This window comes from Streptosporangium longisporum (genome assembly GCF_039534895.1).
Classification (GTDB): domain Bacteria; phylum Actinomycetota; class Actinomycetes; order Streptosporangiales; family Streptosporangiaceae; genus Streptosporangium; species Streptosporangium longisporum.
Genome location: NZ_BAAAWD010000028.1, coordinates 93,789 through 107,669, shown reverse-complemented (window position 1 = coordinate 107,669; position 13,881 = coordinate 93,789). Strand labels below are relative to the sequence as shown.

13 protein-coding genes and 1 pseudogene are annotated in these 13,881 nt (G+C 73.8%); 4 read left to right on the top strand and 10 right to left on the bottom strand.

The genetic code is table 11. The features are described 5' to 3' along the window. Positions 1 to 54 precede the first annotated feature (54 nt). The 7 genes from ABD832_RS38445 to ABD832_RS38415 all read right to left on the bottom strand — a co-directional run bounded on the left by ABD832_RS38445 (position 55) and on the right by ABD832_RS38415 (position 7,317). Positions 55 to 324 (bottom strand): phosphopantetheine-binding protein, encoded by a 270-nt coding sequence (locus ABD832_RS38445; protein WP_344906509.1) that lies wholly within the window; start codon positions 322 to 324, stop codon positions 55 to 57. 27 nt (positions 325 to 351) lie between these two features. Continuing rightward, positions 352 to 4,158, bottom strand: a complete 3,807-nt coding sequence (locus ABD832_RS38440; RefSeq protein WP_344906506.1) for a non-ribosomal peptide synthetase — start codon at positions 4,156 to 4,158, stop codon at positions 352 to 354. 312 nt (positions 4,159 to 4,470) lie between these two features. Then, positions 4,471 to 5,013, bottom strand: a complete 543-nt coding sequence (locus ABD832_RS38435) for an RNA 2'-phosphotransferase (RefSeq protein WP_344906503.1) — start codon at positions 5,011 to 5,013, stop codon at positions 4,471 to 4,473. 71 nt (positions 5,014 to 5,084) lie between these two features. Then, positions 5,085 to 5,528 carry a type II toxin-antitoxin system PemK/MazF family toxin gene (locus ABD832_RS38430; protein ID WP_344906500.1) on the bottom strand — a complete coding sequence of 148 codons (444 nt, stop codon included), beginning with the start codon at positions 5,526 to 5,528 and terminating at the stop codon, positions 5,085 to 5,087. A 9-nt stretch (positions 5,529 to 5,537) separates the two neighbouring features. Further along, a complete protein-coding gene (add, locus tag ABD832_RS38425) occupies positions 5,538 to 6,638 on the bottom strand; it encodes an adenosine deaminase (protein WP_344906497.1) in 1,101 nt (366 codons plus the stop codon). Between the two features lie 167 nt (positions 6,639 to 6,805). After that, the gene (locus ABD832_RS38420) at positions 6,806 to 7,012 is read right to left on the bottom strand and encodes a DUF5302 domain-containing protein (RefSeq protein WP_344906494.1); all 207 of its coding nucleotides are present in this window, start codon (positions 7,010 to 7,012) and stop codon (positions 6,806 to 6,808) included. A gap of 122 nt (positions 7,013 to 7,134) precedes the next feature. Continuing rightward, complete coding sequence (locus ABD832_RS38415; RefSeq protein ID WP_344906491.1) at positions 7,135 to 7,317, bottom strand: hypothetical protein; 183 nt, start codon at positions 7,315 to 7,317, stop codon at positions 7,135 to 7,137. 79 nt (positions 7,318 to 7,396) lie between these two features. On the opposite strand from ABD832_RS38415, the gene ABD832_RS38410 reads away from it, so the two are divergent. Together ABD832_RS38410 and ABD832_RS38405 are read left to right on the top strand one after the other, a co-directional pair. Further along, positions 7,397 to 7,843: a MarR family winged helix-turn-helix transcriptional regulator gene (locus tag ABD832_RS38410; RefSeq protein ID WP_344906488.1), complete on the top strand. Its 447-nt coding sequence runs from the start codon at positions 7,397 to 7,399 to the stop codon at positions 7,841 to 7,843. A 22-nt stretch (positions 7,844 to 7,865) separates the two neighbouring features. Further along, a pseudogene (locus tag ABD832_RS38405) lies at positions 7,866 to 7,970 on the top strand (HGxxPAAW family protein); the annotation flags it as partial. On the opposite strand, the gene ABD832_RS38400 reads toward ABD832_RS38405, so the two are convergent. The 3 genes from ABD832_RS38400 to ABD832_RS38390 form a co-directional block, all read right to left on the bottom strand. Next, positions 7,956 to 8,438, bottom strand: a complete 483-nt coding sequence (locus ABD832_RS38400) for an STAS domain-containing protein (RefSeq protein WP_344906485.1) — start codon at positions 8,436 to 8,438, stop codon at positions 7,956 to 7,958. The pseudogene ABD832_RS38405 and the gene ABD832_RS38400 sit on opposite strands and share 15 nt — an antisense overlap. An 83-nt stretch (positions 8,439 to 8,521) precedes the next feature. Next, a complete protein-coding gene (locus ABD832_RS38395) occupies positions 8,522 to 9,193 on the bottom strand; it encodes a response regulator (protein ID WP_344906482.1) in 672 nt (223 codons plus the stop codon). Continuing rightward, a complete protein-coding gene (locus tag ABD832_RS38390) occupies positions 9,190 to 10,875 on the bottom strand; it encodes a sensor histidine kinase (RefSeq protein WP_344906475.1) in 1,686 nt (561 codons plus the stop codon). Before ABD832_RS38390 ends, ABD832_RS38395 begins: the two co-directional genes overlap by 4 nt. Positions 10,876 to 10,961: 86 nt before the next feature. On the opposite strand from ABD832_RS38390, the gene ABD832_RS38385 reads away from it, so the two are divergent. Continuing rightward, complete coding sequence (locus tag ABD832_RS38385; protein ID WP_344906472.1) at positions 10,962 to 12,371, top strand: cation:dicarboxylate symporter family transporter; 1,410 nt, start codon at positions 10,962 to 10,964, stop codon at positions 12,369 to 12,371. Between the two features lie 223 nt (positions 12,372 to 12,594). Further along, complete coding sequence (locus tag ABD832_RS38380; protein WP_344906469.1) at positions 12,595 to 13,677, top strand: TIGR03620 family F420-dependent LLM class oxidoreductase; 1,083 nt, start codon at positions 12,595 to 12,597, stop codon at positions 13,675 to 13,677. The last annotated feature ends 204 nt before the right edge of the window (positions 13,678 to 13,881 follow it).

Genomic DNA, 13,881 nt, shown 5'->3' with positions numbered 1-13,881 from the left:
CGGCACGGCACGGCCGGGGCCGGCCGCGCCGCCCCGGCCGTCCTCGTCGCTTCGCTACGCCTGCTCGTGCGGCGCTTTGGCGGCGACGTCGCGGACGAACGTCGCCAGGTCGGGGTCCTCGAACAGGTCGCCCATGTCGATCGTGACGCCGATCTCCTCCTCGATCCGGGCGATGATCCGGACCGCCGAGACGGACTGCCCGCCCAGCTCGAAGAAGGTGGCGTCGGACGGGAACTCGGCCACGCCGAGCACGTCCTTCCAGATCCGCTCGACCCGCCGCTCGATGTCCGAGGCGACGGGGCTCGGGCGCTGGTCAACGGTCATTGGCTCTCCTCCTGCCGTCAATGTGAATCATCCCTGTGCCCCGGAGAGGGCTCCGGCGAGAACGGCGGCACCGGGGTGCACGGCACGTCCCCGTCCACGCGGGCCGTCCTGGGGACCGTGTCCGCGCGGGCCGTCCTGGGGGTCGTCCCCACCGGCCGTTCCTCCCCGCGGGACGCCGGGCCGGTCTCCCCGGACATCCGCCATCGGTGGCCGGGCCGCCTCGTGGACATCCTCGGCCGGCGGCCGGGTGGCCTCGTCGACGAGCGCCGCGAGCCCGGCCGGGGTCGGCTCGGCGAAGAACCGCCGCAGGGACGGCTCGACGCCGAAGCGGTCCCGGACGCGCGCGACGAGCCGGGGGACCAGCAGGGAGTGGCCACCGGCCGCGAAGAAGTCGTCCTCGACGCCGATCTCCGCCCGTCCCAGCAGGTCCGACCAGATGGCGATCACGCCCTTCTGGGTCGGGGTCGGGGCCGGGGGTTCCGACCGCCAGGCGGCGTGCCGAGGGCCGGGCAGCCTTGCCCGGTCGACCTTGCCGGTGAGGTTCCGCGGCAGCGGGCGGTCCAGGACCGTGAACAGCACGGCCGGTGTGTCGCGGCCGAAACGCCGCCGCAGGCAGGCTCGCCAGGCCCGGGCCGGGGAGGCGTCCCCGGCCGCGGAGGGGGCCGGGACGACGTAGGCGACCAGCGCGTCGGGCAGGCCGTCCCGGCCGGTACGGGCGACGACCGCGCACTCGGCCACCGACTCGTGCGCGGACAGGGCCGCCTCGACCTCGGTGAGCTCGATCCGGACGCCGGAGAGCTTCACCTGGAAGTCCTTGCGCCCGCGGAACTCCAGGCGGCCGTCCCAGCGCCGGCGCGCCAGGTCCCCGGTCCGGTAGGTCCGGCAGGCCACCGCGGGCTCCTCGGGCCTCCCGGGCCCCCGGAGCGGCTCGAAGACGGGCTCGCCACCGGCCGTGCCGATGTACCCGGGGGTGACGTACGGGGTGCGCACGACGATCTCACCGGTCACCCCCGCCGGGCAGGGGCGGTCCCGGTCGTCAACGACCAGGACCTGCCGGCCGGGGATGGGACGCCCGATGGGGATCACCCCGGCCGCGTCGCCGCTCCCGTGGCCGACCGTGTTCCCGACCGCAGCCCCGATCGTGTCCCCGGCTGCGTCCCCGACCGTGTCCACTGTCGTGTCATCGACGGGGCGACCGGCCGTGTCCCCGGTCGGGCCGCCGATCTCGTGCCACGTCGCCGCGATCGTCTCGGTGGGCCCGTAGAGGTTGATCAGCCGGGTGGACGGCAGGGCCGCGCGCAGGCCGCGCACCAACTCCGGCGATACCGCCTCACCCATCAGCAGGATGTGCCCGAGGCGGGCGGGACGCCCGGCTCCTCCGCCGGTGATCGCACCCAGGAGCGTCCTGGCGAAGCTCGGAACGGTCTGGATGTGCGTGATCTCCTGGTCGGCGAGCCAGGCCACCAGCTTCTCGGGGTGCGCCCTGATGCCGTCCGGCACCGGGCAGAGCGTCGCCCCGGAGACGAGCGTCGCGAACACCTCGCACAGGGCCGGGTCGTGCTCGGGGGTCACCCACTGCGCCACCCGGGAACCGGGCCCGATGCCGAACCCCGCGGCGAACCAGGTGACGAACTGCGCGAGGGCGGCGTGGGTCTGCGGGATCCCCTTCGGACGTCCCGTCGACCCCGACGTGTAGGCGACGTACGCCCAGGCGTCCGGATCCGGAACGCCGGGAAGCGGCGCCTCCGCCGGGGAGTCCTCGGTCCCGGCCACGATGTCGGCGGTGAGGCCGGCCGTGCCCGCTGTGCCGTCGGTGGCGGTGGCGGTGGCGGTGCCGGTGCCGGTGGTGCCGCCGTGGTCGGCGGCGATGTCGACGACCCGCCCTCCCAGCTCGTCGCGGTACCAGCGGGCCAGTTCGTCCCCGTCAGGTGCCCCCTCCACGAGCATGCAGGCGGGGCGCAGGTCGGACAGGACCGCCCGGACGCGATCCCCGGCGTCGCCCGTGCCGAGCCACACCAGATGGGCGCCCGTGCCGAGCACCCCCAGTAGCGCCGCGATCCGGCCGGGACCCGGCGGTACGCGCACCGCAACCGCCGCGCCCTCGACACCCCCACCGCTCCCGGTACCGTCTCCGGCACCGCCCCCGTGGTCCAGGCGGCGCAGGTGGGCGTCGAGGACGGACGCCCGCCGGGCCAGCTCACGGTAGGAGGTGGCGGCACCCTCCCAGGCGACCGCGACGGCGTCCGGCCGGTGCGCGGCGTTCAGACGCACGAGCTCGTGGACCCCGAGGCCGGGGGAGGGGGCGGCTCCGGTCCGGTCCGCCTCGCGGGCGGCCTCGCGGACGCGGTCGGCGGACTCCAGGGGGAGAGCGTCCACCGGCAGGCCGGGGTCCTCTGCGGCAGCGGTCAGCAGGGTGCGCAGCTGGTCCAGGACGGAGCGGGCGGAGTGCTCGTCCAGGAGGCCGTCACGGTAGGTCAGCGAACCGGTGACCGAGGGCCCGGCCAGGTCCACGGTGAACGTCAGGTCGGCCAGGCTCGCGGCCACGGCCGTGCCGTCCGCGCGGTCCACGCCGTCCGCGGCCGGGAGGCGGCGCACCTCGGCGCCGGGAAGCCGGAGCTCGGCCTCCGGGCTCTCCCGCACGTCGAGCACGACGTCGGACAGCGGCACCCGGTACGGGTCCCGGTCGGCGCGAAGTGCCCGGACCACGTACGGGAAGGGCAGTTCCCTGCGGGCGAGGGCCTCGCGGACGCGTCCGTCCAGCCGGGTGAGCAGCTCGCGGAAGCACGGCCCGCCGGAGAGGTCGGCGGTCAGCACGAGCGGATTGACGAACGGCCCGGCCAGAAGGTCCGTCCCCGGAGCGGTGCGCAGGCTCACCGGGACCGTCACCGCCGTCCGGTCCGTGCCCCCGTACCGGTGCAGCAGGCAGTGCAGCGCGCCGAGCAGGACGGTGGACGGCGTGGTCCCGGCGGCGCGGGACAGTTCCTCGACCCGGGAGCGCGCGTCCGGGCCCCAGTCGAACCGGACGGTCCGGCCGCGCGCGGATCGGGGACGGCCGCGGTCCACGGGCAGGGTCACGGGAGGCATGGGGGTCAGCGCGCGGGTCCACCAGTCCAGCAGCTCGTGGAACGCCGGGGTGCGGATCCAGCGGCGCTGCCGTCGCGCGTGGTCGGCGAACCGGGACGTGAGGGCGGGCAGGGCCGTGCCCGCGGGCCTGCCGGCCAGCGCCGCGGCGTAGCCGGCCGACAGCTCGTCCACGACGATCGACACGGACCGGTCGTCGGCGACGGCGCGGTGCAGCCGGAGTGTCAGCAGGTGGTCGTTCTCGTCCAGGCGGACCAGGGTCGCCCGGGCCAGGGGACCCCGTGCCAGGTCGAACGGCTCGGCGCTCAGCGCGGCGCGGACCCGCTCGGCACGCCGTTCCGTGCCGAGGTCGTCGTCGGGGTCGTCGCCGGGGCCGCCGGGACCGACGTCGGGACCCATGGCGCGACCGATGTCGGCACCGTCGTCGGCACCGTCGTCGGCACCGTCGCCGATGACGGCGTCAGGATCGAGGAGCGCGAGCGCGTGGCCGGCCTCCTCGGACGACGGTGAGATGTGCTGGACGAGACGGCCGCCGCTCTCGCGGATGACGGTCCTGAGGGGTTCGTGACGGCGGACGACCTCGTTCCAGGCGGCGCGCAGCGCGCCGACGTCGAGGTCGCCGCGGATCCGGTAGGCCGTGCCCACATCGTGGGCCCCCGGCTCCGGGTCCAGCGCGTCGAGCAGCCACAGCCCGTCCTGCGCGCAGGACGTGACCGCCCGTCTGCCTCGGACGGCACGCGTGTGAGACGCCACGTCCTGCCCTCCCGCCTTCTCGTGCGGTGCCGCGTTCCGTTCCCCTTCGGGCGCCGGCCCGCTGGCCCGCCGTGCCGGTGGGACGCGGCGGGCCGGTGGTCGCGCGACCCATGGTCCGCTCCGGGGTCGCGCGGCCGCATCTCCTCGGTTGCCGGGCGACGGCCGGAGAACGGGACGCGGTGCAGGCCCGTGCGGTGCGGGGTCCCGGCCGGGGAGCCGAGACGCGGTGCCGGGTCTCGGCCGGGGAACGAGATGCGATACGGGTCGTGTGGTGCGGGGTGTCGGCCGGGGAACGAGACGCGGTGCCGGGCCTCAGTCGGGGAACGTGATGCGGTCGGGCGGCACGTGGGCGGTGAGCCAGACGCCGTTGGCGCTCACCTGGAACTCGTGGCCGGCCCGGTGCATCTCCCCGGAGCGGACGACCAGCACGACCGCACGGCCCCGGCGCTCGCCCACCCGGGTCGCGGTCTCCCGGTCCGGCGACAGGTGCACGGCGTGGCGGGCCATCGGCAGCAGGCCCTCACTTCGGATGGCCGCCAGCTGAGCGGCGACCGTCCCGTGGAACAGGAACTCGGGCGGCTCGACGGTGGGAAGGTCCAGGTCGACCTCGACCGTGTGCCCCTGGTTGGCGCGGATCCGGTCGCCCTCGACGGTGAAGCGCCGCTTGTCGTTGCCCTCCACCACCCGCGCGAGCTCGTCACGGGTGATCGTGAACCCGTGCCGCGCCGCGGCGGCGAGCAGGGCCTCGACCTCCACCCAGCCCTGCGGGTCGAGTGTCAGGCCGATGCTCTCCGGCTGGTGCCGCAGATGCTTGGAGAGGTACTTGGAGACTCGAACGAGCCTTCTGTCGTCCATGGGAGACCAGGATGCCGACCGGCGACGCCGTTCTCCATCGAATTCACGCCGTCCCGCGTCACGGGAGGGACTCAGCCGTCGGCGGCCCAGTTGTGGGTCTGCTTGAGCACGGCCGCCACCCGGGCGAAGCGCTCGCCGTCGAGGACGGAGCCCTCGCGCCGGATGTCGTCCTCGCCGAGGACGAAGACCCGGTCCAGGCGCAGGTAGGAGACGCGGTCGTCCCGGTCCCAGGCGCCGGGGCCGATCTCCAGCCAGTCGTCCGGACGGCCGCCCCCGGCGCGGCTGGAGAGCATCAGGGCGAGCAGGTCGCGGTCGTGACGGCCGACGACCAGCAGCGGCCGGTCCTTGCCCCGGGCCGGGTCCTCCTCGTACGGGACCCAGGCCCAGACGATCTCGCCGGGGTCGGCGAGCCCGTCGAGGTCGGGGGAGTAGTGCAGGGTCGCGCTCCGGTCGACGCGAAGGATCTCGCGGACCGCGCCACGGGCCGGACGGGGGTCATCGCCAAGATCACGCACGCGGACAGCCTACACGGGCGTGTTCCCGGACCCACCGCCGGACCGGCCCGGGGAGGCGTTCCCCGGCCTGTGCCCTGACCCGCCCCCGGCTCCGACCTCGCCCCCGACCTCGCCCTCGGACCCGCCCCCGGACCCGCCCTCGGACGAGGCCGTGGACGCGGGAGTGGGCGTGGACGACCAGGCGTCGACCTCGGCCAGGAGCGCCGCGACCAGGTCCCGGGGGGCGAACGACGCCTCGATCGAGGCGCGGGCCAGCTCGGCCAGGACGTCGTCGCCGTACCCGAAGACCTCGCGCAGCCGCGCGTACTCGTCGGCCAGCGCGGTCTCGCCGTCGGTGTTGATCGTGACCCTCAGCCCGGCCGCGCGCAGCCGGGGCAGCGGGTGGTCGGCCAGCGAGGGGACGAGGCCGAGCAGGACGTTGGAGGTGGGACAGACCTCCAGCGCGATGCCGCTCTCGCGCACCCGCGCCACCAGCGCCTCGTCGTCGAGCACCCGGATGCCGTGCCCGAGCCGTTCGGTACGCCCGAGGTCCAGGGCCTCGCGGATGCTGGCCGCGCCGGCGGACTCCCCGGCGTGGTGGACCAGGTGCAGGCCGGCGTCCGCGGCCGCGCCGAACACCTCGGCGAACGGCGCCAGCGGATGGCTCTCGTCGCCCGCCAGCCCTATGCCGATCACCTCGTCGTAGCGGGTGGCCAGCTCGTAGGTCCGCCACAGCCGCTCCACCGGCCGGCGCCGGGAGTGGTCGAGCAGCACCCGGCTGCGGACGCCGAACCTGGCCTCGCCCTCGGCCAGCCCGTCGAGCACCGCCTCCAGCGGCATCTCCAGCCGCCCGACCCGCTCCCCGTGCGAGGCTGCGGTGAAGGTCACCTCGGCGTAGCGGGTGCCCTGGGCGGCCTCGTCCTCGCAGAACTCCAGGGCGATCCGGCGGAAGTGCTCGGGTGTGCGCAGCAGCCCGCGCACCTTGGCCCGCTGGTCGGCGAACTCCCGGAAGCTCGTGAACGCGCCCTCGGGCTCGGGTGGCCCGCCCAGCTCGCGCACGGTCTCCGGGCGTACCGTGCTCTCCAGGTGGACGTGCAGGTGGGCCTTGGGAAGCAGACGGAGATCTCTCACGTCGCAGCATGCTAGAGCCTCGTGGTGAAGCGACCGCGGCCCGGGCCGGGCGGGTGCCCGGCCCGGGCCGTGGTTCACGAGACGGGCCGGGCGATTCCGCTCCCGGCCCGCAAGGCCCCCGTCCCCGAAGACGATCGATCCGGAAGGCCCCTGATCCGGAAGGCGGCTCAGCCGCCGCTCTTGCGGCGGAAGGAGCGCTTGGCCGCAGCCGGGCCGTGGGCACCGTGGATCTTCGAGGAGTTCTTCCCCTTGCCCCCGGAACCCGCGTCCGTCTCGGCGAGCTTCTTGCGCTCCAGTGCCTCGCGGAACTTGCGCTTCAGCTCGTCGTCGGAACTCTCGTCGGAGCTCTGGGGCTCCGGTGTGACGTCAGACATCTACAGACCTCCTGATCTGGCGGGCGGTCCAACCCCGACCAACAGGATCGTCATTCTCTCACCCGGACACCGTCCGGGTGGCGCCGTGGCTTCGGCTGTGAGAGGAAGGGCGGCCGTCCGCCTCAGTGCACGTCCAGGGCCATCAGGACCAGCAGGCCGGCCAGGTGGCCCACGACCACGAAGACGAGCACGAAGACGAAGACGAACTTGGCCGGGCCGTGCTCGAAGTGCCGGCCCTCCTTCAGGGCGGGCCTCCCGGCCTGGCGCTCGGCGATCCGTTCCTCGATCGGCTTCCGGTGAAACATGGGGGATCCTTTGCTCGCCGATGCTTGGGGCGATAATCATTTGTACGCTAAATATCCTACTATGTTCAGATGAGAGGTGATGAGGGACATGATCGATGCCCTCAGCCTGGAGCGGCAGGTCTGTTTCGCCCTGGCGGTCGCCTCGCGTGACGTCATCGCGCTCTACCGGCCGCTGCTGGAACCGATGAGGCTCACCCACCCGCAGTATCTGGTCATGCTCGCCCTCTGGGAGCGGGCACCGCTGTCCGTCAAGGAGCTGAGCAAGCTACTGCACCTCGACCCCGGTACGCTGTCCCCGCTGCTGAAGCGTCTCGAGACCGTCGGCTACGTCCGGAGGCGACGGGACGGCCAGGACCAGCGTGTCCTGGCCGTCACGCTCACCCCGGAGGGCCTCCGGTTGCGGGACGAGGCGGAGAGGATCCCGCCGGCGATCGCCGAGCGCCTGGGGATGGACCTGGAGGAGCTCCAGGAGCTTCACCGGTCGCTGACCCGGGTGATCGCCGCGGCCGGCGGCGCGCATCACTGACTCACGTGGAGAGGAAAGGCTCATGGCCGGTAGTCACGGGGGAAGCCCCAAGTCCTGGCTCGCGGTGATCGTCATCCTGCTGGGGTTCACCGTCGGGGGCGTGGCGCTGTGCCTAGGCCCCAACTGGACGTTCTTCTGGGTCGGCGCGGGGATCGTCGCGGTCGGCGGCGTGATCGCCCTGATGGTGGACATCTTCTCGGACGTCATCATCGACGCCCCCCGGGCTCCGATGGACCAGCGCTGAGGCCGATCCACCGGACTCCAGCGCCTCCTCCACGGTGGCGAAGACGCCGAAGGACGAGCGCAGGCCGGTGATGGTGAGAATCCGCTCCAGGACTCCGTGCAGGCCGACCAGGGCCAGGCCGAAGCCCTGGGAGCGGCTCCGCCGGAGCACCTGGACGAGCTGGGCGACCCCGGTGGAGTCGCAGAAGGTGATCTCACCGACGTCGACCACGACCATGGAGGGCGTACCGGCCTCCCATGCCTTGTCCATCTCCCCGCGGAATGCGGGGGCGTGCCGGTAGTCGAGCTCCCCGAGCACCCGGACGACCAGCGCCGTCCCGAGCAGGCTCGATGAGATCGTGAAAAAGGTCATACTGGGCTCCTTCGCCCGCGGGGACAGGGCGGGCTGTCTTTTTCCTACCAGTTCCGGGGACGCGATGCCCCGGAGAAGCGGCCTCAGACGATCCGGTAGAGCAACTCGGGCCGTCCGATCCCACCGTACCGGGGCACCCGGCGGGCGATCCCGCTCTCGGTCAGGTGCTCCAGGTAGCGGCGTGCGGTCACCCGGGAGACGCCGATCGCCGCTCCGGCGGCCTGGGCCGACAGGCCGCCGGGGTTCGCGCGCAGCTCCGCCAGGACGGCGTCGAGGGTGACCTGTGTCATCCCCTTGGGCAGCGGGCCCTGCGCCGGGTTCCGCAGCGCCGCCAGCGCGCGGTCCACCTCGTCCTGGCCGCTGGCCTCGCCCACCCCCGCCACCGACGACCGGAACTCCGCGTAGCGGGTGAGCCTCTCGTTCAGCGAGGCGAAGGTGAAGGGCTTGAGCAGGTACTGCGCCACGCCCACCGAGACCGCGGACCTGATCACCGACAGGTCGCGCGCCGAGGTGACCGCGATGACGTCCGACATCACCCCCGCGGCCCGCAGCGCCCGGCACACCTCCAGCCCGTGCATGTCGGGCAGGTAGAGGTCGAGCAGGACCAGGTCCACCGGGCGGCGGCGCAGGAAGCGCAGCGCCTCACCGCCCGACCTCGCCACCCCCTCCACCCGGAAGCCGGGCACCCGCTCCACGAAGACCCGGTTCGCCTCGGCGGTGATCTCCTCGTCCTCCACGACCAGTACCGAGATCATGGGGCCTCCCTCCCGTTCAGCGGCAGCCGCACGGTGAACACCGCGCCGTGTCCGTGTCCGTGTCCGTGGTCGTGGCCGTCACCGCTGTCCCCGTCGTCGTGTCCGTCGCCGTGGCCGCCCGGGCCCGTCCCGCCGACCGCGATCGTCCCGCCCGCCCGGCGGACCGCCTGCCCGACCATGGCCAGGCCGAGACCGCGGCCGTCGCCCTTGGTGGTCCATCCCCGCCGGAAGGCGTCGGCCGTCCTGGCCGGGTCCAGCCCCTGGCCGCTGTCGGAGACGCCGATCACGAAGGTCGTCTCGTCGGCGCGCAGCCGCACCTCCACCCGCGCGGGACGGGTACCCGCCATGGCCGCGTCCACCGCGTTGTCCACCAGGTTGCCGACGATCGTCACCAGGTCGCGGGTGTCCAGGCCGAGGTCGCCCAGCTCGCTGTCGGGGGTGATCGCCAGCTCCACCCCGCGCTCGGCGGCCTCGGCGCTCTTGCCCAGCAGCAGCGCGGCGAGCACCGGCTCGCGCACGGCGCCCACCACCCGGTCGGTGAGCTGCTGCGCGGCCCGGATCTCCGCGGTCGCGAACTCCACCGCCTGCTCGGTACGGCCCAGCTCGACCAGGGTGATGACGGTGTGCAGCCGGTTGGCCGACTCGTGCGCGGCGGCCCGCAGGGAGTCGGCGAACCCGCGCTCGGCGTCCAGCTGCCCGGCGAGGAACTGCAGCTCGGTGTGGTCGCGCAGGGTGACCACGGTGCCCAGCGAGCGGTTGCCCGAGCGGACCACCGCCGCGTTCACCACCAGCGTCCGCTCCCCGGTCATGTGGATCTCGTCGGTACGGTTCTCGCCCGTCGCCAGCCGCTCGGCCAGTGAGGGGGGAAGGCCGATCTCGGTGACGTGCCGCCCGGCGGGTTCGCCCGTCAGGCCCAGCAGCTCGCGCGCGCCGTCGTTGGAGAGCGTCACCCGGCCCTCGGCGTCGACGAGCAGCAGCCCCTCCCGTACGGCGTGCAGGATCGCGTCGTGGTACTCGTACATCCGGCTCAGCTCGGCCGGGCCCATGCCGTGCGTCTGGCGCCGCAGCCGGGCCCCGACCAGGTACGTGCCGGCCCCGCCGACCGACAGGCCCAGCCCGCCGATCAGCAGGGCCCCGGCGAGCTGGTCGCGGAGCCTGATGCTGATCCTGTCGATCGTGATGCCGCCGCTCACCAGGGCCCTGACCCGGCCACCGGCGTCGCGGACCGGGGCGACGGCGCGCACCGAGGGGCCGAGCGTGCCGGTGTAGGTCTCGGTGAAGGTCCGTCCCGCCAGGGCGGGCGCGGTGGTGCCCAGGAAGCGACGGCCGATCTGGGCCGGGTTGGGATGCGTGTAGCGCACGCCGTCCAGGCTCATGATCGTGATGAAGTCGACCCCGGTCTCCCTCCTGACCCGCTCCGCGTACGGCTGCAGCGCCGACGGGTCGCCGAGGGAGGCCAGCACGGAGGGGGAGTCGGCCACGCTGACCGTCACCGCCCTGGCGGTGCCGGCGGCCTCCTCGACGAGCAGGTCCCGCGTCTGCAGCAGGGCCAGCGACGCGCCGCCGGCCACGGTGACGCCCACGACGACGATCTGCAGCGCCAGCATCTGCCGCGCCAGGCTCCAGCCGCGCACGGCCAGGCTCCAGCCGCGCACGCGGCGGGGAAGCGTCCACAAGTCCACGAACGAAATGTACGCAATGGTGACTTAGATCACAGCACCGGCTCATAGTCGCTCGACCGGATTCTCATCCAGAGCGGGAGGCACGCATGAGCGCGGCCCGGGATCGAACGCACTACCTCTACATCGCCGTGATCGTCGCCGTGGTCGCCGGTATCGCCGTCGGGCTCGCCGCCCCCGATCTGGCCAAGGAACTCAAGCCGATCGGCACCGCCTTCGTCGCCCTGATCAAGATGATGATCAGCCCGATCATCTTCTGCACCATCGTGCTCGGCGTCGGCTCCGTCACCAAGGCCGCCAAGGTCGGCCGGGTCGGCGGGCTCGCGCTCGGCTACTTCCTGGCCATGTCGACCGTCGCGCTGGGCATCGGCCTGCTGGTCGGCAACATGATCGACCCCGGCCAGGGCCTCCAGCTCACCGACGAGCTGCGCAAGGCGGCCGGGGCCGAGGCGGCCAAGGGCGGCGAGAGCGACACGGTGACGTTCCTGCTCGGGATCATCCCCACCACGCTGGTCTCCGCGCTCACCTCCGGCGAGGTGCTGCAGACCCTCCTGGTCGCGCTGCTGGCCGGGTTCGCCCTGCAGGCCATGGGCGAGCGCGGCAGGCCGATCCTGAACGGCATCACGCACGTCCAGCGGCTCGTCTTCCGGATCCTCGCCATGATCATGTGGGCCGCCCCGGTCGGCGCCTTCGGCGCGATGGCCGCGGTCGTCGGCGCCACCGGCATGGACGCGCTCAGGAGCCTCGGCGTCATCATGCTCGCCTTCTACCTGACCTGCCTGCTCTTCGTGTTCGTGGTGCTCGGCCCGCTGCTGTGGCTGGTGGCCCGGGTCGGCCTGTTCTCCCTGCTGCGCTACCTGGGCCGGGAGTTCCTGCTGATCCTGTCCACCTCCTCGTCGGAGTCGGCGCTGCCCCGCCTGATCGCCAAGATGGAGCACCTCGGCGTCAGCAGGCCCGTGGTCGGCATCACCGTGCCGACCGGCTACTCCTTCAACCTGGACGGCACCGCCATCTACCTGACCATGGCCACGCTGTTCATCGCGAGCGCCACCGGAGCCCCGCTCTCCTTCGGCGAGCAGATCTCCCTGCTGGTCTTCATGATGATCGCCTCCAAGGGGGCCGCCGGGGTCACCGGCGCGGGCCTGGCCACCCTCGCGGGCGGCCTGCAGTCGCACCGCCCCGACCTGGTGGACGGGGTCGGCCTGATCGTCGGCATCGACCGCTTCATGTCCGAGGCGCGGGCGCTGACCAACTTCGCGGGCAACGCGGTCGCCACCGTGCTGGTCGGCACCTGGACCGGCGAGTTCGACCGGGAGCGCGCGGAGGAGGTGCTGGCCGGCAGGGTGCCGTTCGACGAGGCGACCCTGCTGGACGACCACGACCACGACCACGACGGCGACGACGGTGACGGCGGTGACGGCGACGGGAAGGACGGGGACGACGGGGACCCCCCGCCGCCCGCGACCCGCTCGGGCGACCCGGCGCTCTCGCCCGCGTAGGACCCGCCCGTGCCGGGTACGGTGGCGCCGGTGGCACCTCGCCGCCGTCGGCACACCGTGCCGGCACACCACGCCGGCGGCCCGCGGGAGCCGCGGGCCGGGGCACCGGCGGGACGGCGGGCACCCGGGCACCCGAGTACCTCGGTGCGCGGCGGCCGTCCCGGTGGTCCCGGCACCACGCCACGCGGTGCCGGCCGGCGTCCTGGGAAACGGGAAGGTCGCGATGAATCTCTCTGGTGTGGGCGTCTGGAGCACTCAGTTGCGGTACGGGGACCCGGCCGAGTCCGCCGAGGCGGCGGCCGAGCTGGAGGAGCTGGGCTTCGGCGCGCTGTGGATCCCCGACGTCGGAGGGGCCCTGTTCGACGCCGTCGAACACCTGCTGGCGGCGACCCGCCGGACGGTCGTCGCGACCGGCATCCTGAACCTGTGGATGCACACCCCGGCCGAGGCCGCGGCGTCGTACGCGACGCTGTCGGCCGCCCACGGCGACCGGTTCCTGATGGGGATCGGGGTGAGCCACGCCCCGCTGGTCGACCAGACCGAGGCCGGCCGGTACCGGCGGCCGATGGCGGCCATGGAGACGTTCCTCGACGGCCTGGACGCGGCGGAGCCCCCCGTGCCCGCCGGCAGGAGGGTGCTTGCCGCACTCGGCCCGAAGATGCTCCGGCTCGCGGGGGAGAGGACGCGCGGGGTCCATCCCTACCTCGTCACCCCCGACCACACGCGGCTCGCCCGCGAGGCGCTGGGCGAGGGCCCGCTCGTCCTTCCGGAGCAGACGGTCATCCTGTGCTCCGGAGCCGAGGAGGCGCGCGCGATCGGGACCGACTGGCTGCGGGGCTATCTCACCCTCCCGAACTACGCCAACAGCCTGCTGCGCCTGGGTTTCTCGCCCGAGGACCTGGAGTCGGTCAGCGACCGCCTGTTCGACGCCCTGATCGCATGGGGGGGACGAGGAGGCGGTCAGGCGCAGGGTGGACGAGCACCGCGCCGCCGGGGCCGACCACGTCGCCCTCCAGGTGCTCACGGCCGATCCGGACGCCTTCCCGCGCGAGCAGTGGCGCCGCCTGGGCGCCGCCCTGGCATAGACGTCCCGGACGTCCCCGATTCCGGACGTCCCCGATTCCGGACGTCCCCGATTCCGGACGTCCCCGGTTCTGGACGTCCCCGAGCGTCCCCGGACGTTCCGGGGCGTCCCCAGGCGTACCGGGTTCACCCGGGCGTACGGGGCGTTCCCGGGTGTCCGGGGCGTTCCCGGGTGTCCGGGGCGTTCCCGGGTGTCCGGGGCGGTCCCGGGCGTCGCGGGTGACCTCGGCCGTCAGGGCGGGCGGGGTCCCGTCCGCCCCCGGGACCACCGGGCCGTCCGGACGGGGACCATCGGGCCGTCCGGACGCCGCCGGGAGCCGTTTAAGGGGTCGTCCCCGGGGGAGACATCGCGTTCCCGGACATCGTCCGGGCCGGGCCCGCCACGCGCGGACGTCCCGGCCGGGACGGCAGGTACTCCCAGGAAAGC